This window comes from Pedobacter jeongneungensis, from assembly GCF_039538295.1.
Lineage (GTDB): Bacteria > Bacteroidota > Bacteroidia > Sphingobacteriales > Sphingobacteriaceae > Pedobacter > Pedobacter jeongneungensis.
The window spans coordinates 180,226-205,424 of the sequence record NZ_BAABBY010000007.1 but is presented as its reverse complement, the minus strand read 5'-3'; the positions used below and the strand labels follow the sequence as shown (position 1 = coordinate 205,424).

Below are 25,199 nucleotides of genomic sequence, written 5' to 3'. Positions count from 1 at the left end.
GCAAAAAATAACGAATGTCCTCTGAATAGGCGGGGAGAGATCTGTTCATCAAGTTATTGAAGTTAATTTAAAGATTTCTCCATTGCGCTACCGATGAAAAATCGGTGTGCTTCAGTCGAAATGACGATACTTTGAAGGGATTTAGCTTCTTATACATCTGTCATTTATTCTGATTTTATACAATAAATTACCCCTCAGGATAATAAATCTCGTTTTAAAGATTTTTCACTATGCTCAGGATGACAAAAAAAAACTCCGTGTTAATCTGTGTTTCCGTGGACAAAAATAATTACACCCTAATGGTGATCATTTTCATTTTAGATCACTACCAAAAAAGGCATCCTGAAAAATCAGGATGCCTTTAAATGTGCTTGTTAATTATTGTTTATTTCCAGCCACCGCCTAATGCACGGTACAGGTTTACTACCGATTGCAGTTTCTGTAATCTATCGTTAATCCCGCTTAATTGTGCACTTAGCAAACTTTGCTCTGAAGTTAACACATCAGTATAGTTTGTTGCCGAGCTGTAACGTAATAATTCTTTGGTAAAATCAACTGCTTTGGTTAACGAGGCAATCTGTTTTGTTCTTGTTTCTTCCTTTTCTGCAGCCGTTTGATAAGCATATAAAGCATTTGATACTTCCTGTCCACCGGTTAAAAGTGTTTGCTGGAAATTATAAAAAGCAATCTGCTGATTGGCTTCTGCAGTTTTTAAACGTGCTTTATTGGCACCTTTTGCAAAAATAGGCTGGGTTAAACCGCCTACTAAATTATAGAAGATCGATTTGCTGAAGAAATCGCTTAATTGCAAACTCGATAAACCACCTGCTGCGGTAATGGTTAAAGCCGGGTAAAAATAGGCTTTGGCTACATTGGTATTTTCGAAAGCAGCCCTGAAACCAAATTCTGCAGCTATAACATCCGGACGGTTTTGCAACAATTGTGCAGAAACCCCGGTTTGTAAATTAGCATATGGTGTTTGCTGATCCAGCGTGGTGCGATTAATCGCATTCGGTGCTTTTGCAACCAATACGCTTAATGCATTTTCGGCTTCTTTAATGCTTCTTTTTAAATCAGGTAAGGTTACCTGTGCTGCGTATAAATTGGCTTCACTTTGTACAACTGCTGCTCCATTTACTACCGCTCCCTGTTTTAACTCACGCATGGTTTCCACATCCTTTGTACGCACCTTAATGGTTTCCTCGGTAATGGCCAGTTGTTTATCAAGGGCCAGTAAAGTATAATAATTATTGGCAATGGTGGCAATCAGTTGGGTTTGCACAGCTCTTTTTGCAGCATCACTTTGTAATAAAGTAGCATATGCGCTGCGTTTTGCGCTGGTTAATTTTCCCCAGATATCAGCTTCCCAGCTGGTGCTTAGCTGTGCTTTATAGGTTTGGGTTTCTAAATTAATGTTTATCCCTGCCGGAAAATTCTGTGCAGCAGCAGATGCCTTATTATCGGTTACGTTAACATCGGCCTGTAAGCTGGGCAACAACGCACCACGGCTCTGTATTAAAGTAGCTTCTGCAATTTTAATCCGCTCAATTGCCTGTTTCAGGTCTAAATTTTCATTTATCCCTTGCTGGATCAACGATTGCAAAGTGGTATCAGAAAACAAGGTTTTCCATTGTACATTTGCTATTGTATTGGTATCCGTTGTATTGTTATCGCGGTATAAACCTTCGCTTGTTACCTGGGGGCGTTCGTATTTTTTAGTTACGCAGGCACTCAGGGTAACGATGGCTAAACCGATTAAAACGGGGTGCTTATATCTAAATTTCATTTTCTTAATATTAATGTTTGCTGTTCGCAGTAGCCAATTCATATTCCTCCGGCGTTTGTTCATGATCGATGCCTTCGTTAAAAGGTGATTTATTACTGATGCGCTCCTGTAAGGATTGGAATATGATAAAGAGGGCAGGGATTACGAAAACCCCGAATATTGTACCAATTAACATACCGCCAACTGCACCTGTACCAATTGAGGTATTACCTGCGGCACCAACACCTGAAGATAACATCAATGGCAATAATCCCAAGATAAAAGCAAAAGAAGTCATCAAAATCGGACGTAAACGTGCGGTTGCACCATCAATTGCTGCATTGGCAATACTCATGCCTTTTCTTCTTCTATCCACCGCATATTCTACAATCAAAATGGCGTTCTTGGCTAGTAGTCCCACAAGCATGATCAGGGTAATCTGCGTATAAATGTTGTTATCCACCCCGAAAATCTTATCGAAAACGAATACACCTGCCAAACCAACCGGTAGCGAGAATAAAACGGCTAATGGTAAAATATAACTCTCATACTGTGCAGCAAGTAAGAAATAAACAAAGATTACGCAAAGTAAAAAGATGAAAACGGTTTGACTTCCGCCGGCCATCTCTTCACGTGATAAACCTGAAAATTCATATCCATATCCTGCCGGAAGGTTTTTAGCCGCTTCTTCCTGAACAGCTTTCAGGGCATCACCAGAGCTATACCCCGGATTAGGGTTACCTGTTACCGAAATTGAAGTAAACAAGTTGAAACGCGAAATAGCCTGCGGTCCGTACACTTTGGTTAAAGTAATAAACTCTGAAACCGGAGCCATACCGCCCGACGAATTCCTCACAAAAATACGCGTTAAGGTTTGTTCGTTTGCACGGTACTGGGCATCTGCCTGAAACATTACCCTGAACTGTTTACCGAATTTATTAAAGTTTGAGGCATAAACACCACCATAGTAGCCCTGCATTACACCTAAAACATCACTAACGGTTAAGCCGGCCTGTTTAACCTTTGCCACATTAACATCAATCTGATATTGCGGAAAATTCGGGTTAAAAGAGGTAGAAGCATATTGAATCTCCGGACGTTTACTCAATGCCGCTAAAAATCCGTTTCCAATTTCGTTGAATTTTTTAATATCGCCACCGGTTTTATCCTGCAACTGAAACTCAAAACCACCGCTGGTACCAAAACCCTGAATGGTTGGCGGCGCAAAGAAAATAATTTTAGCGCCTTTAATGCCTGCTGTTTTGGCAAATAGTTCGCCGATAATTGTTTTTACATCACGGCCTTTACGTTCATCCCAAGGGGTTAAACGCGAAATTACCATCCCATACGAACTACCCGAACCACTAATCATACTACGGCCCACAACCCTCAAAGTATTTTTGATTTCAGGTATTTTGTGTGCAATACTGTCGATTTTTGCAATTACAATACTGGTTTCCTCTTGCGAAGTTCCTGCTGGTAATGAGATATCACTCATGATGGTTCCCAAATCCTCATTCGGTACGAAACCTTTTGGTGTGGTATTCATCGTCCAAACCAACACAACAGCAAAGAAAGCAATGGCCAGACCAACAATCCATTTTTTACGGGACAGGAAGCCTACTGATTTTTTGTATTTCCCGGTTACCGCATCAAATGAAGTGTTGAAAGCATCGTAAAAACGGTTTAAAAAGTTTTTAGATTTTTCGTGTTCTTCTTTGTGAGGTTTTAAGAATAAAGCACATAATGCCGGACTTAAAGTTAAGGCGTTAATGGCCGATAAAATAATCGAAATAGCCAGTGTTAAACCAAATTGTTTGTAAAATACACCTGATGATCCGGAGATAAAACTCACCGGGATAAATACCGCCGCCATTACCAAAGTGATCGAAATAATTGCACCGCTAATATCATCCATCGCATCAATAGTTGCTTTTCTGGCGTCGGTATAACCTTCATCCAGCTTGGCGTGCACGGCCTCAACTACCACAATCGCATCATCCACCACAATACCAATGGCCAGTACGAGGGCAAATAAGGTTAGTAAGTTGATGGTAAATCCAAATAAACTCAGGAAGAAGAACGTTCCTATAATGGCCACCGGCACGCTGATTGCCGGGATCAGGGTTGAACGGAAATCCTGTAAGAAGATAAATACCACTAAGAACACCAAAATAAATGCTTCAATTAAGGTGTGAAGCACTTTTTCAATTGATGCATCCAAAAAGTCGTTTACGTTAACCAAAGTTGAGTAGTGAACGCCTTTTGGGAAAGATTTTTGAGCTTCATCCAGGGTTTTGATCGAGTTTTCGATTACTTCTTTTGCATTCGAACCTGCCGTTTGGTTAATCGCGATACCTAAAGCCTGTTTTCCGTTAAATTTAACTGAACTGGCATAACTCTGTGCACCTAATTCGATCCTTGCAATATCTTTTAAACGCAAAATCTGGCCGTTATCAGTAGTGCGGATAATGATGTTGCCAAATTGAGCCTCATCTTTTAACCTGCCCGTATATTTTAAGGTGTATTGAAATGCCTGATCGCCAAGCTCTCCAAACTGACCCGGAGCAGCCTCCACGTTCTGATCAGCAAGCGCTACGTTAATGTCATTCGGCACCAAACCGTAAGTTGCCATTACATCAGGTTTTAACCAGATACGCATGGTATAATCTAACGTTCCGAATGCACTTGCATCACCTACACCATTAATACGTTTAATCTGTGGAATGATGTTGATGTTTGCGTAGTTCTGCAAAAATTTCTGGTCGTAAGAAGGATCGTCGCTGTATAAACCAAAAATCAGTACGTTACTCGCCTGTCTTTTAGCCGTAATTACCCCCGATTTGGTTACCTCTGCAGGTAATAAACTGGTAGCACGGGCAACCCTGTTCTGTACATTTACCGCTGCTAAATCGGGGTTGGTACCCAGTTTAAAGTTTACCGTAATGGTTGCAGTACCATCGTTACTTGCGGTAGAAGTCATGTAGGTCATGTCTTCCACACCATTTATCTGCTCTTCCAGCGGAACAACAACGCTGTTCATTACCACATCGGCATTGGCCCCCTGGTATGAAGTAGAAACCTGCACCGTTGGTGGCGCAATTTCAGGATATTGTGAAACCGGCAACGTAGCTAAACCTAAAACACCGAGTATTACGATGATGATGGATATAACCGTTGATAAAACCGGTCTTTCTATAAATTTCTTAAACATAATTAATATTGATTACACTACAATAGAGTGTGATTGGCAAGATTATATTGTTATTTCTTGATGTCAGCATAAACTGAATCGGCACTTTTTTCTTCAGGCTTGATTTTCGTTCCGTCTTTTAACGATTGAAAACCTTCAAGAACAACTTTATCGCCAGCTTTCAATCCTTTAGTTACTACATAGAATTTGCCTTTGGCCAGATCCATCACCTGAATTTCAGTGTTGATGGTTTTAGCAGAATCGCCCAAAACATAAACGAATTTCTTTCCCTGTAGATCGATTGTTGATTTTTGAGGGACTAAAATTGCATTATCAATGTGTTGTGGAATCCTTACCGAAGCACTTGCACCATTTTTTAGTAAAGAAGTAGGGTTGGGGAAAGTTGCCCTTAAACTTGCAGAACCAGTACTGGTGTTAATCTGTCCGTTGATGGATTCGATTTTACCATTCTGCGCATAAATTGTTCCATCGGCAAGTACCAGGCTTACTGCAGGGATGTTTTTCATCTGCTCGGCCAATGTATTTCCTTTATAGGTTTTAGAAAAATCCAGAAGTTGTTTCTCATTTAAAGAGAAGTAAGCATAAACCTTTGAAGTATTAGAAACTGTTGTTAATGGTTGTGTGCTGGTACTGCTTACCAAACTTCCGTTTCTGAAAGGAATACTGCCAACCACACCATCAACCGGGCTTTTAACTGACGTATAACCCAGATTTACCTGCGCATTTACCAATTCGGCTTTTGCCTGTGCCAAAGCTGCTTTCCTGCTTTGCAATGTTAACTGGGCAGCATCAAGATCGTATTTGCTGATGATGTCTTTTTCTACCAACGGCCTGGTTTTGTTTACGGTTAACTGAGCTGCATTTACATCAGCTTCTGCACTGCTGATGGCCGCTCTTGCTGTACGTACCTGCTGCTCGTATTGGGGTGCATTAATGGTGAAAAGTAACTGGCCTTTTTTAACTACCGCACCCTCATCTACAAAAATCTTTTCAATAAAGCCATCTACTTTCGGACGGATGTCGATATTTTGGATACCTTCAATCGTTGCCGGATAATCAGAATCTAAAGTGGTGTTTTGTGTATTTACGGTAAAAACCGGGTAAGCTTGTGGACCAGCTGCTGCTGCAGCTGCGGCTTTTTTAGCAGCATCGTTGTTTCCGCAGGATGCTAAGAGCATACCCATGCTCATGCTAAAAAAGAGAGTTGTTACTTTTCTCATGGACTATTTCTGTGTGTGTATAAATTTAAATTTCCGGAATTAAGAGCGTAGTCAAAATTTAGGGACTTCGATTTCCGCTGATAATTGCCCAAAAATAGAGCCTAAAAAAAAATAAATCTGTCCAAATTCTGTCATTTAATCAATCGATTGATTTATTTTGAGCTTCAAAACATGATCTTTTTGCTTTAAAATGCTGTTTTTTAGCTTTTTACGTTGTATTTCTCGCCCGAAATGAATGTGTAAATATCTTGCGACAGATGTTAAATGGTGTTAAAACTGGTTGTTATAAACCATTTTTTAAACGATTAATCCTGTTTATTTTAGCAAACAAAAGGCGTGGATGGTGTATATTTTACACGAGAGGTCACAACTAAATCCCGCAGGTTGCAAAAACCCACGAGGCTTATAAAAAGATTATTCTACTTCTCCTTCAAAAACCAGTTTTGCTGGTCCGCATAAAAATACATTGGTAAATGCTTGGCCGTCGTAATCGAATTCTATTTTAATATCGCCACCCAAAACTTTAATGTCGGTTTTAATGTGGCCGGTCTGGTTTTTATGTTTTGCAATAGCCATGGCAACTGCTGTTACGCCTGTGCCACAGGCATAAGTTTCATCTTCAACGCCACGCTCGTAAGTGCGCACAAACAGATGATCGCCTTTATCTTCTACAAAATTTACATTTATCCCTTTTTCTGCATAAGTTGCATTATAACGGATACTTTTCCCTTCATGAAAAACATCAAGGTCTTTTAAATCACTGTGTAAAGCAACATAATGTGGCGAGCCTGTATTGAGTATATAAGCTTCGCCATCTCTGGTAATGTTATCTACATCAATCATTTGCAAATCAACCCATTCGCCATTTTCTGAAATTCTGGCATAATGAGGCCCGTCTACTGCCAAAAAGTTGGTTTCGCGATCAATAATACCGAGTTGTTTGGCAAAGGCCACAATGCACCTTCCGCCGTTTCCGCACATGCTGCCCAATTTGCCGTCAGCATTAAGATAATGCATCTCAAAATCATAATCCTCATGCTTTGTAATGAACATTAATCCATCGGCACCAATGCCAAATCTTCTATGGCATAATTGTTCAACTAATTGATTGTCAATATTTTTTAACGGACTTGCGGTGTGGTCTATTAAAATAAAATCGTTGCCTGCGCCCTGGTATTTATAAAAATTAATTTTCATGAAAGCTTCATTTTTTAATGCAATATTTGAGTTGCAAAAGGTATTAAGCGGATTGTGTTTTTTAATTTAACATTTTTTAACACAAAACTAAGTGCTTTGAGGATACAAATATCGTTTATATGGTATTAAATTTGAATAAACTTACTAAAGAAAATTTGAGCAGATAAAAACTGCCGGAGCATCCTGCTTAAATCAAAGTGAAGACGCTCCTGCAAACAATAACATTTAACAAATGAACATTATAAGCTAAACAATTAGCTAGCAAACTGGCTTATAATTTCATGGCTTTAAAAAAAATATATACAAACACATGAAAAAAATACTAGGAATTACCGTGTTAGCTGCTTTTATAGGTGGGGCAGCAGCAATTGGAGGTTACAAACTATTTGAGCGTAACCAAACTGGCAGTACCATTACTGAAAAACAGAACTTGTATTTCGCCAATAATCCGTTAAAAGTAACATCAGCAGGTGCTACCGATTTTACACAGGCAGCAGCGGCAGTTGCACCAGGTGTGGTTCACATTAAAACAACTTACGCCGCATCAAAAGGTCAGGGTTCTTCTTCTCCTTTTGACATGATGGAAGATTTCTTCGGTGGCGGTGGCCGTCAGATGCAGCGTCAGCCCAGGGCAGCGTCAGGATCTGGTGTAATTATCAGTCAGGATGGTTATATCGTTACCAACAACCACGTCGTAGAAAATGCGGAAAAAGTGGAAGTGGTATTAACCGACAGACGTAAGGTAGAGGCAAAAGTAATCGGTCGAGATCCGAATACAGATTTAGCTTTAATAAAAGTAAATGCAACAGGTTTACCTGTGGTGAAAATGGGTAACTCTGATAATGTACAGGTAGGAGAGTGGGTTTTGGCCGTTGGTTTCCCTTTAGATTTAAATACAACCGTAACTGCTGGTATTGTAAGCGCTAAAAACCGTAGCATCGGTATTATTGGTCGCGAGCAACAAGGCAATGAAATTACTGAAGAAGAATACCGCGAATATCAGCGTACGGGTAAAAGACCAGATCGTCCGGCTAATACCAGTATCGAATCATTTATCCAGACAGATGCGGCCATTAACCCGGGTAACAGCGGTGGTGCTTTGGTAAATGCAAATGGAGAACTTGTAGGTATTAACTCTGCAATTGCTTCGCAAAGCGGTTATAACCAGGGTTATGGATTTGCAATCCCGGTTAATTTAGCCCGTAAAATTGTTGACGATTTTATGAAATACGGCTCAGTTAAACGTGGTTATATTGGTGTTAACTTTGTGCCATTAAGTGGTGAAGAAAAACCTGAAGGCATTAAAACCAACGAAATTAGTGGTTTATATGTAAATGATGTGGTTGCTGGTGGCGGTGCTGCTGCGGCAGGTATTAAATCAGGCGACGTAATCAAAAAAGTTGATGGTGTGGTAATCAATGATTCACCTGATCTTCAGGAAAGAGTGGGCCGTTTAAACCCTGGCGATAAAGTTAAATTAACGGTATTGCGTGATGGTGCTTTAAAAGATTATACTGTAACCCTTAAAGGCGAAGCCAGCGTAGGTTTAACGGCTAATAACGCAGCAAGCAAAAGTGTTGAGGTAGGTAAATTGGGTGCAACTTTTGCTCCTGCCAGCCAGGCACAGAAATCGAAATATGGCATTAACAGTGGTGTGGTAGTAACTTCTGTTACCACCGGAAAAGCTTTTGATAACATTGGTGTAGAAAAAGGTTTAATCATCACCAAAGTAAACGGACAACCGGTAAATTCTGTGGCTGATGTTCAAAAAGCATTGCCATTAGGCAGAAACAACATGGTAAGTATCTCTGGTGTTGGCGAGCAAGGTTCATATAACTACAGTTTCCCTGCTCAATAATTAATTAGAATAAATTTTTGAGGAAGCTTCCCGATTTAAAATCGGGAGGCTTTTTTTTAGTCCTGGTTAATTGGTTCGTGGTTGGCGTGGCAGGCTTCAGCACATTCTTCGCAGGCTACTGCACACTGTCTGCAATGTTCGTGGTCGTGTTTACCGCATTCTTCTGCACAAAGTCTGCATATTTCTTCACAGAGCAATAGATATTGATGCGCTATAACCGAATCGCGCTGTAGTAACCTTGCTGCCTGCGTGCAGATATCGGCGCAATCCCGATCCAGTTTAATGCAATCGATCATCATGTTAATATCTTCTTCTTTTAAACATGATGATGCACAATGTTCGCATGCTAAAGCGCAATCTAGCAAAGCCTGAATTAAGCCATGGTTGTTTCTCGTTTCCATATTATTATAGATTTTGGTTATAAATGTTTTGTATAGTAATAACCTGCTGGCAATTAAACTGTTTTTAAAAAATTGAAACCCATGGTTGGTGTCCCCACAAATCATCATGCTTTTTTACCACAGATGGAAACAGATAAATCTCAACGTTTGTCACCCTGAGGGTAGTCGAAGGGCCTTTCTTAATCCATGGCCTGTATCCCACAGACCATCGCGTTATATTTTTTTGCCGCGGATGCAATGCTAGTGAAGCAAATGCATTAATTTGTTCAGGTTCTGTATTTCATTGTGCAGAGGCTCTTCACAGCGTTCAGAATGACAGTCCTATTTGTTAAAATACCTTAAATCTTTGCTTCTCAGGTCCCTTTCTCATACGCAAAGCAATATTCATCCGTTTTTCATAATCGAGATTTAGTTTCGCTATTTACCGATTGATAATCAGTGTTTACCGATACTTTATAAATTAAATTTTTTTATTGTTCCATATTTGAATCAGCAACCAAAACCGAATATTATGGCTTTAGCTCACATCAACCTCAGCGTAAAACAATATTTCAATTTCATGTGCAGAACCGATTTTGAAAGGCGGATATTCCACGATACCTACAAAGAATTTCAAAAAAAATCAAAAATATATAGTTTAGATCATCACCTCCACACTTTTTCGCAGATGCAACAGGCCAACGGAAAAGCCAGTACCTTACATCAGAAGCTTCAATACGCCATTATAAACAGCATTGCTGCTTTAAATCATAAAATGCCTGTGCTAAATGATCTTGAAGACCGTCCGATGCTTTTTGATTGGGCCGAATTACACCTTTGCAGTTCAGATCTTTTAAACAAGGGTGCTCACGTCGTTTCCATTACCTATACCAGTCCTAAGTTAATATTGCACGAAATGATAGGTGATTTAATGATTTTAAGTTATAAGGGCAAAGAAAATGAAACCCTGATGGTTAAAGTTACAGAAAACCTGATTGTAAATTACGAGCAGCACGAAAGTCTGGTTTATAATTAAATTTAGCATTCATTTTTGATCAGATAGCCAGAAAAAATATCATTAATTTGTAGCATGCAGCAATTTAAAACCCCAACCTTCATCATCCACGTGGCAGGTTGGCTTTTATTTCTCACTTTTCCACTGTTGTTCATCAATAACGAACAATCGGGGCAAAGTAGTTTTTTGTTGCTTGCATCTCCTTATTACTGGCTTTTCTGTGGTACTTACGTGCTTATGTTTTATTTCAACGCATTGGTTTTAGTGCCACGTTTAATGTTTAAAAAACGGCATGTAATTTATATTGCAGTGGTGTTATTGCTCTTTAGTTTTGTGTATTATGCACAACCCTATGATAATTTACTCGGGCACAACAAAAGTGTAATGGCTGCATTAAATGGTCCGCCCAATACACAGCCTAAAGGTTTAAATCAATCGTTACAGCCTGGGAAAGATCCTGATGTTGGCCCTAATGTAGAAATGCCTTTTGGTCCGCTGCCGAATGAGGATTTAAGGATGCAGGATCCAAATTTAAAAAAGCCCAACGGGATTCTGGAACTGCACCAACCCATGAATATCGATGTAATCAGTCTTTTTATTTTTTTTATGATTATGGGGTTGAGTATTGCTACCAGTACCGTACAGCGCTGGCAAACGGCCGAATCGAAAGTGGTAAAAGCTGAAGCCGAAAAAGCTACTGCCGAACTCTCTTTCCTCAAGGCGCAGATCAATCCCCACTTCCTGTTTAATACCCTCAATAATATTTATACCCAATCGGTGATTAACAGTGAGCATACTTCTGAAAGTATCATGAAGTTATCTAACATTATGCGCTACGTAACAGATGATGTAACACAGGATTTTGTGATGCTGAAGGATGAAATCGATTGTGTACGCGATTATATCGAGCTGCAACGTTTAAGGCTGGGTGCTGATGCAGAGATCAATTTTAATGTGCAGGGCAAACCCGATGGGAAAAAAATTGCACCGCTCATTTTCATGACTTTCATCGAAAATGCTTTTAAATATGGTGTAACTAAAAAAGAAAAAACGGTAATCAATATCAATTTGAGCATTGATACCGAAAGAATTGACTTTTCATGCCAGAATAAAATTTATAACCACAAGTCTAATTTAGAACGTTCGGGAATTGGTATTGCGAACACCCGCCAAAGGTTATCGCACCTTTATCCCCAAAAGCACCGCCTTGATATAGAAAATACCGGCGGCATGTTTACCGTTAAACTTTGTGTAGATTGCTAAATTAACAGATTACTATGGCCTTAAAATGTGTAGCTATTGATGATGAGCCATTGGCACTAGAGCTCATCAAAACGTATGTATCGCGCTTCCCTGATCTTCAGTTGGTACAGGTTTTCGAAGATGCCCTTTCGGGTGCCGAATACCTGAAGCAAACCCCTGTCGACCTGCTTTTTGTTGACGTTAACATGCCCGATATTACCGGTGTAGAACTCGTACGGAGCCTGGTAAACTCACCGATGATTATTTTTACCACGGCCTACCGTAATTATGCCTTCGAAAGTTATGAGTTACAGGCCATAGATTATCTGCTGAAACCCATCGATTTTCAACGTTTTACCGCTGCGGTAGAAAAAGCTGTCGATTATCATAAATACAAAAATGCTACCCAGGAAAATACCAGCGATGAAAGTATTTATGTGTATTCGGAGTATAAAATGATCAAAATTTTGCTTCGTGATATCGAATACATCGAAAGTATGGGCGATTACCTTAAGATTTATCTTACCAATATCGATAAACCTGTTTTAACGTTGATGACGATGAAAAAAGTTTTAGAGAAGTTGCCTGATGATCAGTTTGCGCGTGTTCACCGGAGCTTTATTGCAGCACTGGGCAAAATAAAATCGATACACAACAGAAAAGTGCACCTCAACCATGCAGAATTGCCAATCGGCGATGCATATAGCGGTTTCATCAATCAACAAAAAGGAATATGAAGTTAAAAGCGAATATTGCTACCAGTGAAAACGGGTTTATTTTCAATCCTGCCACAGGCGATTCATTTACCAGTAATGCTATTGCTGCCGAAATTTTAGGTTATATGAAATCGGGCGGGAGTGAGGCGGAAATCAAAAAGAAAATACTGGACCAGTATGAAGTAGAACCAAACCAGCTCGAAAGGGATTGGGATGATTATATGTTACAGTTAAAGGAAGCGAATCTGTTAGATTTGTAACCCAAAAAAGAAAAGCTAATCATGTACGTTTCTCAGGATCTGAATAAAGGCAAAAACCTTAACATAGCGGTTACAGGTTTAAATGCAAACGATAATCCCGGCCCCGGGCTGGCGGTTATACGGGCATTGCGTGCTGGCTTTGGAGAAAATTTGCGGATTATCGGTTTAGCTTACGAAACTTTGGAACCGGCAATTTATTTAAGAGATCAGGTAGATAAAACCTACCGTATTCCTTACCCAACTGCCGGAACCGGTGCATTAAAAGAACGTATAAAAGAAATTCAGGAAATTGAAAAGATTGACGTATTGATCCCGAATTTTGATGCCGAACTATATAATTTTATAAAAATAGAACCTGATTTGCTCCAAATGGGAATCTATACCTTTTTGCCCACACATCAGCAGCTGGCTCAAAGAGAAAAAGTTAACCTTGGTGAGTTTGGAAAGAAAAATCAGTTTAATGTACCTGCTGACGAAGTGATTTTTACAGCTTCGGAGATTGATAACATCGCCAATAAATTCGGATTTCCATTAATGGTGAAAGGTAAATTTTATGAAGCACACACCGCACTGAATATTACCGATGCACATAAAGCCTTTCATAAACTGCATGCCAAATGGGGTTTGCCCGTTATCCTGCAAAAATTTATAAAGGGAACCGAAATTAATATTGCGGGTTTAGGCGATGGAAAAGGGAATGCCATCAGCGTAATCCCCATGCGGAAACTTTACATCACCGAAAAAGGTAAGGCCTGGGCGGGGATTACGATTGAAGATGAAAAATTGATCACCCTGGCCAAAGATTTTGCAAAAGCAATCGGATGGAGAGGCGGTTTCGAGCTCGAAATTATGATGGACGATAACGGAACCCTGTACATTATGGAAGTAAATCCGCGCTTTCCTGCATGGGTATATTTAACAGCAGCCGCTGGTCAGAATCAACCCAAAGCTTTGGTAGATTTAGCCTTAGGTAATCCCGTACAAGAAATGAAAGATTATAAATCAGGTAAAATGTTTATTCGTTACGCCTGGGATAATATTGTAGATGTAGAAGAATTTCAGAAGCTATCGGCCTTTGGAGAACTGTGAGAAAGGTGTATGGTTTAGGGTGTAAGGTATAAGGCGACTAATCCCGCATCAATTTAATCTTGATAGCTGATACTCACTACTTGATACTTAATACTCATTACTCGATACTACAAAAACTAACGCTAAAACAATGAAACAAAAATACGAACGACCAACCATAAAGAAAATGAATACCGGGCTAATGAACAAGTTTGGTACACGCACCGATTTCGATCCCGTTGAGGTAATTGATGGTGTTCCGGTTAAAAGTTTGGTGGCTGATTATGGTTCGCCGGTTTTTGTTTTATCAGAAAAGCAGATCAGGCGCAATTATCAGGCTGCAGTTCGTTCGTTTAAAACGCGTTATCCAAAAGTTCAGTTTGCATGGAGCTATAAAACCAATTACCTGAACGCGGTTTGTAAGATTTTTCATCAGGAGGGAAGCTGGGCAGAAGTGGTTTCGGGCTTCGAATACCATAAGGCATTGGGAAACGGCGTGGCTGGTAACCAGATTATCTTTAACGGACCAGATAAAAAAGAGGCCGATTTAATCTTCGCCATAGAAAATCATTCACTCATACATATCGATCATTATGATGAACTATACCTCTTAATCGAGATCTGTAAACGCATCAATAAAACCGCAAAAGTGGCCATCAGGGTTAATTTCGATACTGGTGTTTACCCCACTTGGGACCGCTTTGGCTTTAATTATGAGAATGGCCAGGCCTGGACGGCGATCAACAAAATTGTTGCGGCAGATCATTTAGAGTTAATTGGCCTGCATTGCCACATTGGTACCTTTATGCTATCAACTGCGGCTTATTCGGTGGCCGCAACCAAACTCTGCGATTTGGCCATACGCTGTAAAACAGAGCTTCAAAACCCGGTTCAATATTTAGATTTAGGCGGCGGTTTCCCCTCAACCAATACCTTAAAAGGTGCTTATTTGCCTGGTGTAGATACTGTTCCTTCTGTAGAAGATTTTGCTGATGCCATTACCAATACCATTTTAAATTTCGGTTTTGCTACAGATGAACTCCCGCTTTTAATTTTAGAAAGTGGCAGGGTGCTTATTGATGATGCAGGTTACCTGATCGGAAGTGTATTGGCCAATAAACGCCTGAGCGATGGCAGGAGGGCAACCATTGTCGACTTTGGAATTAATATTTTATTCACCTCCAATTGGTACGATCATAAAATCAGTGTTGCTAAAGAAGCAGGTCAATATACCGAAGAAACAGTTTTGTTCGGTCCGCTTTGCATGAACATTGATGTAGTACGAGAGAGCATCACACTTCCGTTACTGGAACGTGGAGACCAGGTGGTGGTGCATAAAGTTGGCGCCTATAACATGACGCAATGGATGCAGTTTATTAATATGAGGCCAGCTGTGGTATTGATCGATATGCAGGGAAAAAGCCATCTGATCAGAAAACCTGAAACATTGGCCTATTTAGAAATGATGGAAGAAGTACCGGATTATTTAAGTAATTAATCTTCTGTCAACATAATTAACTTAAGGGTAACAAATAAGGTATGTCATCCTGAGCTTGTCGAAGGGCAAAAGTTTTATTTAACAATTTGAGAGGCTTCGATAGGCTCAGCCTGACAACTAATGCTAATTGAGGACATTAGGATTGATAATCAAGATTAAAAACAAAAATTGAAAAAACACTTGCAATATTACCTTAGCTCGGCATTAAACAGTTATGCTATTTTATTCTTTTCGCAGAATAAAATTTTGGGTGCGGTATTGTTTGTGGTTTCTATGTTCAATTTTAATGCGGGCCTTTCTGGATTGATTGCTGTAATTGCATCGTTGATTTTAGTTAATAATTTAGGTTTTTATAAAGAAGATGTTAAATCAGGTTTATACAGCTTTAATTCACTTTTACTCGGCATTGGCTTTGGTACATTTTTCAATTTTACCTTTGCTTTTTGGCTTTGGTTGGCTGCCGCCTGCCTGCTTTGTGTAATGTTGAGCGTTAATCTGACATCATTTTTAGGCAAATATGCATTGCCACCACTTTCCATTCCGTTTATCATTACCTTTTGGGTGGTTTTAATCGCCGCCAATGGTTACCCGGGCATGGGTTTAGTGCAGAAAAGTAGTTCCTTACTGTTTGAGCTAAACAACAGTATCCCCTCTCATTTTACAAAGCTTTGCTATTTTTTCGATCATTTGAAAATACCTGGTTATGCATTGCTTTTTTTTAGATCGCTAAGTGCAGTACTTTTTCAAAATAATGTGTTAGCAGGTATATTAATCAGCATCGGGGTTTTGATACACTCCCGCATAGGCTTTAGCTTATTAATTGTTGGTTTTATTACCGCATGTTTAGTTAACCACCTCACCGGAACCTATCCCGATGGAATAAGCAATTATTATCTTGGTGCAAATTTTATGATGGCCAGTTGTGCTATCGGGGGCTTTTTTCTTATCCCGTCCTGGCGTTCCTATGGATGGGCAATTGTTGTCGTGCCTTTTACCTTTCTGGTTTTAAATGGCCTTTCGCGGGTGCTGGGTATTTACAATCTCCCCGTATGCTCTATGCCATTCTGTTTAGTAACCATCGGTTTGCTATACTTTTTTATACTGAGGAAAAATCCTGGAAAATTACAGCTCACCGCATTTCAGAATTACTCGCCCGAAACCAATCTTTATCAGTATTTAAATGGTGAAGAAAGACTTAAAGATTTTAAATTCGTCAACCTGAGTTTGCCATTTATGGGCGCGTGGACAGTTTCTCAGGGGTATGATGGCAAAATTACCCATAAAGGCGATTGGCAGCATGCATTAGATTTTGTGTTAAAAGATATTGATGATAAAAGTTACGAACTGCCGGGTATTAAGCCTGAAGATTATTATTGCTTTAATAAACCTGTTCTCGCTGCGGGTGATGGGATTGTTGAGGAAGTAATCAGCCATATTGATGATAATGTGATCGGACAGGTGAACCTGCAGCAGAACTGGGGCAATACCATTGTTATAAAACATACCGAATATTTATATACCAAAGTTTCGCACTTAAAAAAGAACAGCATAAAAGTTAAAACCGGCGATATAGTAAAACAGGGCAATATTATTGGCCTCTGTGGCAACTCCGGTCGCTCGCCAGAACCGCACTTACACTTTCAGGTTCAATCTACACCTTATATCGGTTCTAAAACCCTGGCCTATCCATTTGCTTACTACGCTTCTGAGAACAATTCTGTTTTAAAATCTTTCCAGATTCCCATAGAAGGGGAGACCATTCAAAAACCTGAAATTAACCCTTATTTAAAAAATGCATTTCATTTTCAGCCAGGCTATATTTGTGTAGTAACAGGCGATAATGGCAAAAAGGAAACCTGGGAAATATTTACCGATGATATTAATGCAACCTATTTTTATTGTCGCGAAAACCAGGCTGTGGCTTATTTTGTGAATAATGTAAGTATATTTTATTTTACCAGGTTTTATGGCGACAGAACATCGATCCTCTTCCTTTTTTATCAGGCAGCCTACAAAATTGATTATTCTGCGCACAAAGTGGAAGATCATTATGCTTTAGAAATAGAGCGATTTAAACCCTCGCTTTGGCTTCAGGATCTTTTAGCTCCGTTTTTAATTTTCAGCCGCAACAATTACTCCAATATCATCATTCCCAAAAATGATGGGCTAAACATTCAGGTTGAAGCCAAAAAACAGGTTTTTAATCATCATCATATTTTTCTAAACGCTGAAATCTGTCTCGATAGCACAGGAATAAGCGAAATGAAGTTCGGACAAAATAACAAAAAGTTAAAAGTAACATGGCAAACAAACTTGGTTTAACTACGCTGCTTTTAATTGTTTTGGTAACAGTTGGTAAAGCACAAAATTCTTATCAGAAAACAGACAGCATTTCTTTGGCCCTTTTTAATGCTTCTGAATGGCAGAAACTGGTTTCGTTTGGAAAAGATGCGCTAAATAAAGGAGAGGATTTTCCGTTGTTGCGTTTACGGATTGCTTATGCCTCTTTTGTGCGCGAAAATTATACAGAGGCTTTGGCACAATACAATAAAGTTTTAGATCATGATAAACACAATCAAATCGCGCTTTATTACGCTTACCTATGCAATGCCTATTTAAACCGTGGTGAAAATGCAGGTTATCTGGCTTCTCAATTAGATAGTAATTGGGTTGAGGGAGAACAGATTCGATCGTTTAAATTAACCGATGCAGGGGCAGAAAGCGGGATAAAGTTTACCAATATTTATGAGCGGGGAAACTCATCTTTTTCAAGGGCCTTCGTTGATATGCGGTTAAATTATAAATGGAGTTTATCAACTTCATTTTCGTATTACAATCAGCCCGTGCGTAATGATAATATCAGTCAGCCGGGTTATTATGCCAAACTTAATTATACCCCTTTTAAAAGGATTAGCTTTATTGGTGCCTATCATTATATGAGATCCAATTTGAGGCATTTGGTTTACCAGAATAATGCAGTTTTGGGCGGAATTAAATATGCCGGTAACGGCAGCGATGTACAGGGAGATTTTGTAATGTCGCAAATTGGCGATGAAAAAACAAGACAGTATAATTTGCGGTTTGTTAAGTATTTATCAGGCAACTTAAATTTTTACAGCATCAGCCGTTTTTCAATTGTTAATGTATTGGATGCCAATAATGTCGTTTTTCAGCAATTATTGGGCATTAAGCCCATTCATAATTTTTGGTTGGAGGGTGTGGTTACCTTAGGTAATCAATATAATTACGCGGAAGCCGATGCCCTGTATATTTACAATGGTTTTGATAAAACGAAGTTTAAAGCAGGCGGAAATTGTTATTTTTTGTTAAAACACCACCTACTTTTAGGTTTGAATTATACATTTGAACGTAAATCTGATAATATTTTTAAATTTAACTATTTACAACACTCAATAAACGGAGGCATTACATGGAATTTTTAAAGCGATTTACCGTATTTGCAATGCTTGGCTTATCTGTTTTTGAGGTAAGTGCCCAAAACAATGCGGCTTTGCAGAAAGCTTTTCAGAATAGTTACAATGAAGAAAGCAAAAAGAATTACGCCGAAGCCATTAGTGATGTAATGCCGTTTTATGCTGAAAATAATTACGAAATCAATCTTCGTATCGGCTGGTTATATTATCTGGCGAAAAATTATACCGCATCTCAAAATTATTATACCAGGGCTATAAATGCCAGGCCTAATGCTGTTGAAGCCAAATTTGGTCTGATTAAGCCACTTTCCCTTTTAAGCAGCTGGGAAAAAGTGATGGAACAATACAACAATATCCTTAAAATCGACCCACAAAATACACAAGCCAATTATTGGGCAGGCATCATCATATACAACCGAAAACAATATGCCGCTGCATCTAAATATTTTGCAAAGGTGGTGGCTTTATACCCTTTTGATTATGACGGCAATCATATGTTAGGCTGGTCCTTGCTTTTTTCAGGCAGAAAACCCGAGGCGAAGGCCTGTTTTGAACGGGCATTATTGATAAAACCGGGCGATACATCGAGTATTGATGGCTTAAATCGGGCGGCTAAATAGCGCTTAAATGGCATATAGTCAATATATTTAGCAAATATTTATATAATAAAAAATAAAAAATTGATTTATAGGTATTTAACTCTATCTTTGGAGCAAATTAAAATACAATATAATGCAACAAGGAACAGTAAAATTTTTTAATGAAACTAAAGGTTTCGGATTTATCACTCCATCTAATGGCGATGCCGAAATTTTTGTTCATGCTTCAGGCTTAATCGACAACATTCGCGAGAATGATACCGTAAACTACGATGTAGAAGAAGGTAGAAAAGGCCTAAACGCGGTAAATGTAAAAGTAGCTTAAGAAAACTCGAACACATAAATCGTAAAAAGTCCCGATGCAAATCGGGACTTTTTTTGTGGGGGAAAGTTTCAAATAATAAACTAAAGGTTAATCCGTCATTGCGAGGAGGCTTTTTTGCCGACAAAGCAATCTTAATACTAGGGTTATATTAATCGTTGGAAGATTGCTTCGTCGTTCCTCCTCGCAATGACGAATTTCACTCAGAATTTTTTCTAATTGGTCTTCACAGCTTAAAATGAAACCATAAATAATCCCATATTCTTTCAATTATTTCCGATTATGCTTTAGAATGTTTCTAAATAAATGATTTATCGTTGTTTTGTCATAATCGTTTATAAATTAAACTCATAATTAGATACTTTTGCAAGAAATTTAGATATAAATCCTAATCAAATGAGTGGTTTCGGAAATGCATTTTCTTCATCAATAGGGAAGAAATTCATCATGGGTATTACAGGTTTGTTCCTGATACTTTTTTTAATTGTACACTGCGGTATTAATGCTTTAATATTTATTAACGACGGTGGTTTGACTTTCAATGTAGGCGCACATTTTATGGCCACCAACTGGATTATCCGGGCGGGCGAGATTGTGTTGTTTATTGGTTTACTTGCGCACATTTTTCAGGCGTTACGTTTAACGTTGGAAAATCAAAAAGCCAGACCGGTTAAATATGCCGTAAACGATGGTAAAGCAAACAGTAAATGGTATAGCCGTTCTATGGGCTTATTGGGTACACTTTTGCTGATCTTTTTGGTGGTTCACCTGAAAGATTTCTGGGTAGTTTCGCGTTTTACCGGAATCCCGACAGTTGATTCCAATGGGCACGAAGACCTTTATGCCGTGATGAAAGAGAAATTTCAGGATCCGGTAAGGGTTGCTGTATATATTTTAGCCATGTTTTCTTTGTGTTATCACCTGTTACATGGTTTTGCTTCAGCTTTCCAGACAATGGGCTGGAACCACTCAAAATATAATGGTATCATTAAAGGAGCAGGCGTTTGGTATTCGATTATTATTTCGATCCTTTTCGCGGCCATGCCGATTGCAGTTTATTTCGGTCTTATTCAATAATTTTTAGCACAAAAGATATGTCAGATATTAATTCAAATATTCCAGAAGGCGAATTAACCAGCAAATGGACAAAATATAAGTCTTCTGTGCCTTTGGTAAACCCATCGAACAAAAGAACTATTGAAGTAATCATCGTAGGTTCGGGTTTGGCAGGTGCTTCGGCAGCCGCTACTTTGGCTGAGATGGGTTACAAAGTTAAATGTTTCTGTTTTCAGGATTCACCACGTAGAGCACACTCAATCGCTGCTCAGGGTGGTATTAATGCCGCTAAAAACTATCAGAATGATGGTGACAGCGTTTACCGTTTATTTTACGATACCATTAAAGGTGGTGATTACAGGGCCCGCGAAGCTAACGTACACCGTTTAGCAGAAGTTAGTGCAAATATTATAGATCAGTGTGTGGCTCAGGGTGTTCCTTTGGCACGTGAGTATGGTGGTTTGTTGGATAATCGTTCCTTCGGAGGTACACAGGTACAACGTACTTTTTATGCTGCAGGTCAAACCGGTCAGCAGTTATTATTAGGTGCATATTCTGCTTTAGAACGCCAGATTGGTATGGGCAAAGTAGAAATGTACACCCGCCACGAAATGCTTGAGGTGGTTAAAATCGATGGCAAAGCGCGTGGTATTATTGCCCGTAACTTAATTACAGGCGAAATTGAACGTCACTTCGGTCATGCAGTGGTATTAGGAACAGGTGGTTACGGAAACGTATTCTATCTTTCTACCAACGCCATGGGCAGTAATGTTACAGCGGCCTGGAAAGCGCACAAACAAGGTGCTTATTTTGCAAATCCTTGCTACACGCAGATCCACCCAACCTGTATTCCGGTTTCTGGTGATCACCAGTCAAAATTAACCCTGATGTCTGAGTCGTTACGTAACGATGGACGGATCTGGGTTCCAAAAAAGAAAGATGATAACCGTAAAGCTTCAGAAATTCCTGAAGACGAAAGAGATTATTATTTAGAGCGCCGTTACCCTGCTTTCGGTAACCTTGTTCCTCGTGATGTAGCTTCACGTGCGGCGAAAGAGCGTTGCGATGCCGGTTATGGTGTTGGTGCTTCTAAATTGGCCGTATATCTTGATTTTAAAGCCAATACAGAACGTTATGGTAAAATCGAAGCTTCTAAGTCAGGTAACCACAATCCTGATAAAGAAACCTGTATGCGTTTAGGTACTGAGGTAATTAAAGCTAAATATGGTAACCTGTTCGATATGTATGCGCAGATTACAGGTGAAAATCCTTACGAAACGCCAATGCGTATCTATCCGGCGGTTCACTATACCATGGGTGGTTTATGGGTTGATTATAACTTAATGACATCCGTACCAGGTTTATACTGTACAGGTGAGGCTAACTTCTCCGATCACGGTGCCAACCGTTTAGGTGCATCTGCTTTAATGCAGGGCCTGGCTGATGGTTATTTCGTGCTTCCTTACACCATTGGTGCTTATTTATCAAAAGAGATTTCTGTAAAAGCAATCCCGACTGATCACCCTGCCTTTGTAGAGGCTGAACAAAGAGCTGTAGGTATTTTAAATACTTTAATTAATATCAAAGGAACCAAATCGGTAGATCATTTCCACAAACGTTTAGGCCACATCATGTGGGAAAAATGTGGTATGGCGCGTAACGAACAAGGCTTAAAAGAAGCGATCGAAGAAATCAGGGCCTTACGTGCCGAATTCTGGAGTGATGTTCGTGTACCTGGAACTGCCGATGAATTAAACACTGAGTTAGAAAAAGCTGGTCGCGTAGCCGATTTTATCGAGCTGGGTGAATTAATGTGTATCGATGCTTTAAACCGTAACGAAAGCTGCGGCGGTCACTTCCGTGAAGAGTATCAGACAGAAGAAGGTGAAGCATTGCGTGACGATGTAAATTATGCATACGTAGCTGCCTGGGAATTTAAAGAAGGTGTAAACTTCGAACTTCATAAAGAAGAACTGAAGTTTGAAAATATTAAAGTAGCACAAAGAAGTTATAAATAAGATGTGAGATGTGAGATGTGAGACGTGAGATGAAAATTCTCAATTCTCATATCTAATGTCTCAAATCTCAAATCTGAGATACAATGAGTACAGGAAATATGAACTTAACGCTAAAAGTTTGGCGTCAAAAAAATAACAAAACCAAAGGTGCTTTGGTAGATTATAAATTGGCCGATATTTCACCGGATATGTCTTTCTTAGAGATGTTCGATGTATTAAACGAACAATTAATCAATAAAGGTGAAGAGCCTGTTGTATTCGATCACGATTGCCGCGAGGGTATCTGCGGAATGTGTTCGATGTTCATCAACGGCCGTCCGCACGGACCAAAAGACCTGGTTACTACCTGCCAGTTACACATGCGTTCTTTTAAAGATGGCGATACCATTGTGGTTGAGCCATGGAGAGCGGCTGCGTTTCCGGTAGTTAAAGATTTAACGGTTGATCGTTCTGCATTTGACAGGGTGATTGCTGCTGGTGGTTTTATTTCAGTAAATACCGGTAATGCCCAGGATGCAAACAATTTGCCAATCCCTAAAATGCAGGCTGATGCTGCTTTCGAGGCTGCAGCATGTATTGGTTGTGGTGCTTGCGTAGCAACCTGTAAAAATGCTTCAGCAATGTTGTTCGTATCGGCTAAGATTTCTCAATTGGCATTATTACCTCAAGGTCAGCCAGAACGTTATCGTCGCGTACAGAGCATGGTAGCGCAAATGGATGCCGAAGGTTTTGGTAACTGTACAAACACAGGTGCCTGCGAAGCAGAATGCCCTAAAGGAATTTCTTTAGAAAATATTGCCCGCATGAACCGCGATTTTGCCTCTGCAAAATTCGTTTCGGAAGAAACGGTTTAAAAATATACTGTGCGTTCCGATTTATCGGAATTCTTGAGCCTCAAACCTGGTTTGGGGCTTTTTTTATAACTAAAAATCTAAAGGTAATTTTTTAATGAGTTGTGCGTTATTACTTTAGGTTTATATAGCTACTTTTTAGCAGAAAAGCCAGACTTTGAAAACATATGAAACAATAATCCTTTCGATTGAAAGTAATAGAATGAATTGTGCGGCGAAATAAAAGTTTGCGAAAGTCGTAATATTCTTATGTTAGCATATTAAAGTTTTGCCTAAATAGAAATTTTATTCTGTAATATTTGCATATACATTAAAATTTTTCTAAATTTAGTCCTCCGAGACAGGAGAGAAAACATAAAACCCCGGCAATTTTTGCTGGGGTTTTGTGCGTTTAAAAGATTGGTAAAACAGCATTTAGTCCATTTTAAAGTTAACATTAATGTTATACTTTACGCGTACCGGCCTTCCCTTAATTAAGCCGGGGTTCCATCTTGGCGACTTGCTCAATACCCTTAACGCTTCATTATCTGTTTCTTTGGTTAACCCCTTTGTAATTTGAACATCGGTTAATGCCCCGTTTTTCTCTACCACAAAAGAAGCAAATACTTTGCCCTGGGTTTTGTCTTTTTTAGCTACTTCCGGGTATTTAATTTCATGTCCCAGGTATGCATAAAACTTAGAAATACCGCCCGGATATTCCGGAGCCTTTTCCAACGAAGTAAAATCGTAAATTTTGTCCTGATTGTTCTGCGCTTTTGCCGAATTAAAGAACATGGCGATGCCCGTTAGGGCTAAAAAGATTAGCTTTCTCATTGTTTTTTGATTATGTGATTGATTATTTAATTTTTACCGGGAGCTGTTTTAGCTTTTTTAGTTGTGATGATAATGACGCCATTTTTGCCCTTTTCTCCATATATTGTGGCGCCTGACGTGTCTTTAATAATTTCCACTTTTTCGATATTCTCCCTGTCAAGGATTTCTATTCCTGAAGCTTCTTTGCCGTCGATAATGTATAGTGGTGCTGTTTCTCCACTTTTTAATTTAATCCCGTTTTTGGTTACAGAAAAATTCGAGTCGCCATCTTTAGCGGTTGAATTTTTAGGACGAATGGTAAATCCGGTTGCTTTGCCTTTTAATGGCAGGTTATAAAGCCGTTTAGAGGGAATGATCGAGCTTTGTTTACCCAATGGGTTGTTTTTCGTTTTCACCTCAATTACACCTGCAAAACCATCCGGGCCATATTTAACAATTGCTGAACTATCTTTTAAAACAGTAATTGATTCGATATTGGCCTGATTAATTTCATCCAGCATTGATGTGCCTCTTATATATTGTTTATTTCCATCAATTACCACTAAAGGTTCAGCACCAGCAACAAGTATTCCTCTGAGCGTAATTTTGGTGGTTTTAATACTGTCTGCTTTTTGGGCAAAACCAGCTAAACTAATGCCCATCATCATGGTAAAGGTTAGGAAATTTTTCATAT

The 25,199-nt window shown here is 39.3% G+C and carries 21 protein-coding genes; 14 read left to right on the top strand and 7 right to left on the bottom strand.

From position 1 onward, the window contains the following. Positions 1-385: 385 nt before the first annotated feature. The 4 genes from ABD769_RS15130 to dapF form a co-directional block, all read right to left on the bottom strand. The gene (locus ABD769_RS15130) at positions 386-1,786 is read right to left on the bottom strand and encodes an efflux transporter outer membrane subunit (RefSeq protein WP_344852240.1); all 1,401 of its coding nucleotides are present in this window, start codon (positions 1,784-1,786) and stop codon (positions 386-388) included. Between the two features lie 10 nt (positions 1,787-1,796). Then, positions 1,797-4,979: an efflux RND transporter permease subunit gene (locus ABD769_RS15125; RefSeq protein ID WP_344852239.1), complete on the bottom strand. Its 3,183-nt coding sequence runs from the start codon at positions 4,977-4,979 to the stop codon at positions 1,797-1,799. Between the two features lie 50 nt (positions 4,980-5,029). Continuing rightward, positions 5,030-6,199, bottom strand: a complete 1,170-nt coding sequence (locus ABD769_RS15120; RefSeq protein WP_344852238.1) for an efflux RND transporter periplasmic adaptor subunit — start codon at positions 6,197-6,199, stop codon at positions 5,030-5,032. 414 nt (positions 6,200-6,613) lie between these two features. Then, positions 6,614-7,396, bottom strand: a complete 783-nt coding sequence (gene dapF, locus ABD769_RS15115) for a diaminopimelate epimerase (RefSeq protein WP_344852237.1) — start codon at positions 7,394-7,396, stop codon at positions 6,614-6,616. Positions 7,397-7,706: 310 nt separating this feature from the next. On the opposite strand from dapF, the gene ABD769_RS15110 reads away from it, so the two are divergent. Further along, a complete protein-coding gene (locus ABD769_RS15110) occupies positions 7,707-9,254 on the top strand; it encodes a trypsin-like peptidase domain-containing protein (RefSeq protein WP_025143326.1) in 1,548 nt (515 codons plus the stop codon). Between the two features lie 56 nt (positions 9,255-9,310). On the opposite strand, the gene ABD769_RS15105 is transcribed toward ABD769_RS15110, so the two are convergent. After that, positions 9,311-9,655: a four-helix bundle copper-binding protein gene (locus tag ABD769_RS15105; RefSeq protein WP_344852236.1), complete on the bottom strand. Its 345-nt coding sequence runs from the start codon at positions 9,653-9,655 to the stop codon at positions 9,311-9,313. Between the two features lie 511 nt (positions 9,656-10,166). On the opposite strand from ABD769_RS15105, the gene ABD769_RS15100 reads away from it, so the two are divergent. The 13 genes from ABD769_RS15100 to ABD769_RS15040 all read left to right on the top strand — a co-directional run bounded on the left by ABD769_RS15100 (position 10,167) and on the right by ABD769_RS15040 (position 23,716). After that, complete coding sequence (locus ABD769_RS15100) at positions 10,167-10,670, top strand: hypothetical protein (protein ID WP_344852235.1); 504 nt, start codon at positions 10,167-10,169, stop codon at positions 10,668-10,670. Positions 10,671-10,724: 54 nt separating this feature from the next. After that, positions 10,725-11,912 (top strand): sensor histidine kinase, encoded by a 1,188-nt coding sequence (locus tag ABD769_RS15095; RefSeq protein WP_344852234.1) that lies wholly within the window; start codon positions 10,725-10,727, stop codon positions 11,910-11,912. Positions 11,913-11,926: 14 nt separating this feature from the next. Next, complete coding sequence (locus ABD769_RS15090) at positions 11,927-12,628, top strand: LytR/AlgR family response regulator transcription factor (RefSeq protein WP_344852233.1); 702 nt, start codon at positions 11,927-11,929, stop codon at positions 12,626-12,628. After that, on the top strand, positions 12,625-12,867 hold the full coding sequence (locus tag ABD769_RS15085) for a PqqD family protein (RefSeq protein WP_344852232.1): 243 nt from the start codon (positions 12,625-12,627) through the stop codon (positions 12,865-12,867). Before ABD769_RS15090 ends, ABD769_RS15085 begins: the two co-directional genes overlap by 4 nt. Before the next feature lie 21 nt (positions 12,868-12,888). Next, a complete protein-coding gene (locus tag ABD769_RS15080; RefSeq protein ID WP_344852231.1) occupies positions 12,889-13,956 on the top strand; it encodes an ATP-grasp domain-containing protein in 1,068 nt (355 codons plus the stop codon). A 130-nt stretch (positions 13,957-14,086) separates the two neighbouring features. Beyond that, entirely contained in the window at positions 14,087-15,433 is a 1,347-nt protein-coding gene (locus tag ABD769_RS15075; protein ID WP_344852230.1) for a type III PLP-dependent enzyme domain-containing protein, read from the top strand. A 168-nt stretch (positions 15,434-15,601) separates the two neighbouring features. Next, complete coding sequence (locus ABD769_RS15070; RefSeq protein ID WP_344852229.1) at positions 15,602-17,755, top strand: urea transporter; 2,154 nt, start codon at positions 15,602-15,604, stop codon at positions 17,753-17,755. Further along, positions 17,734-18,876, top strand: a complete 1,143-nt coding sequence (locus tag ABD769_RS15065) for a hypothetical protein (protein WP_344852228.1) — start codon at positions 17,734-17,736, stop codon at positions 18,874-18,876. The genes ABD769_RS15070 and ABD769_RS15065 overlap by 22 nt, the downstream gene beginning before the upstream one ends. Beyond that, positions 18,864-19,487, top strand: coding sequence for a tetratricopeptide repeat protein (locus ABD769_RS15060; protein WP_344852227.1), 624 nt, complete (start codon positions 18,864-18,866; stop codon positions 19,485-19,487). Before ABD769_RS15065 ends, ABD769_RS15060 begins: the two co-directional genes overlap by 13 nt. Positions 19,488-19,599: 112 nt before the next feature. After that, positions 19,600-19,791 (top strand): cold-shock protein, encoded by a 192-nt coding sequence (locus ABD769_RS15055; RefSeq protein WP_010599638.1) that lies wholly within the window; start codon positions 19,600-19,602, stop codon positions 19,789-19,791. Positions 19,792-20,184: 393 nt separating this feature from the next. Continuing rightward, entirely contained in the window at positions 20,185-20,865 is a 681-nt protein-coding gene (locus tag ABD769_RS15050) for a succinate dehydrogenase cytochrome b subunit (protein WP_344852226.1), read from the top strand. A 17-nt stretch (positions 20,866-20,882) separates the two neighbouring features. Next, the gene (locus ABD769_RS15045) at positions 20,883-22,862 is read left to right on the top strand and encodes a fumarate reductase/succinate dehydrogenase flavoprotein subunit (RefSeq protein ID WP_344852225.1); all 1,980 of its coding nucleotides are present in this window, start codon (positions 20,883-20,885) and stop codon (positions 22,860-22,862) included. A gap of 83 nt (positions 22,863-22,945) precedes the next feature. After that, positions 22,946-23,716 carry a succinate dehydrogenase/fumarate reductase iron-sulfur subunit gene (locus ABD769_RS15040; protein WP_025143311.1) on the top strand — a complete coding sequence of 257 codons (771 nt, stop codon included), beginning with the start codon at positions 22,946-22,948 and terminating at the stop codon, positions 23,714-23,716. Between the two features lie 411 nt (positions 23,717-24,127). Here ABD769_RS15040 and ABD769_RS15035 read toward each other — a convergent pair whose 3' ends face one another. Both ABD769_RS15035 and ABD769_RS15030 read right to left on the bottom strand, forming a co-directional pair. Then, positions 24,128-24,526 carry an energy transducer TonB gene (locus tag ABD769_RS15035; protein ID WP_344852224.1) on the bottom strand — a complete coding sequence of 133 codons (399 nt, stop codon included), beginning with the start codon at positions 24,524-24,526 and terminating at the stop codon, positions 24,128-24,130. Positions 24,527-24,552: 26 nt separating this feature from the next. Beyond that, positions 24,553-25,197 carry a TonB-dependent receptor plug domain-containing protein gene (locus ABD769_RS15030; protein ID WP_344852223.1) on the bottom strand — a complete coding sequence of 215 codons (645 nt, stop codon included), beginning with the start codon at positions 25,195-25,197 and terminating at the stop codon, positions 24,553-24,555. Positions 25,198-25,199: the final 2 nt, after the last annotated feature.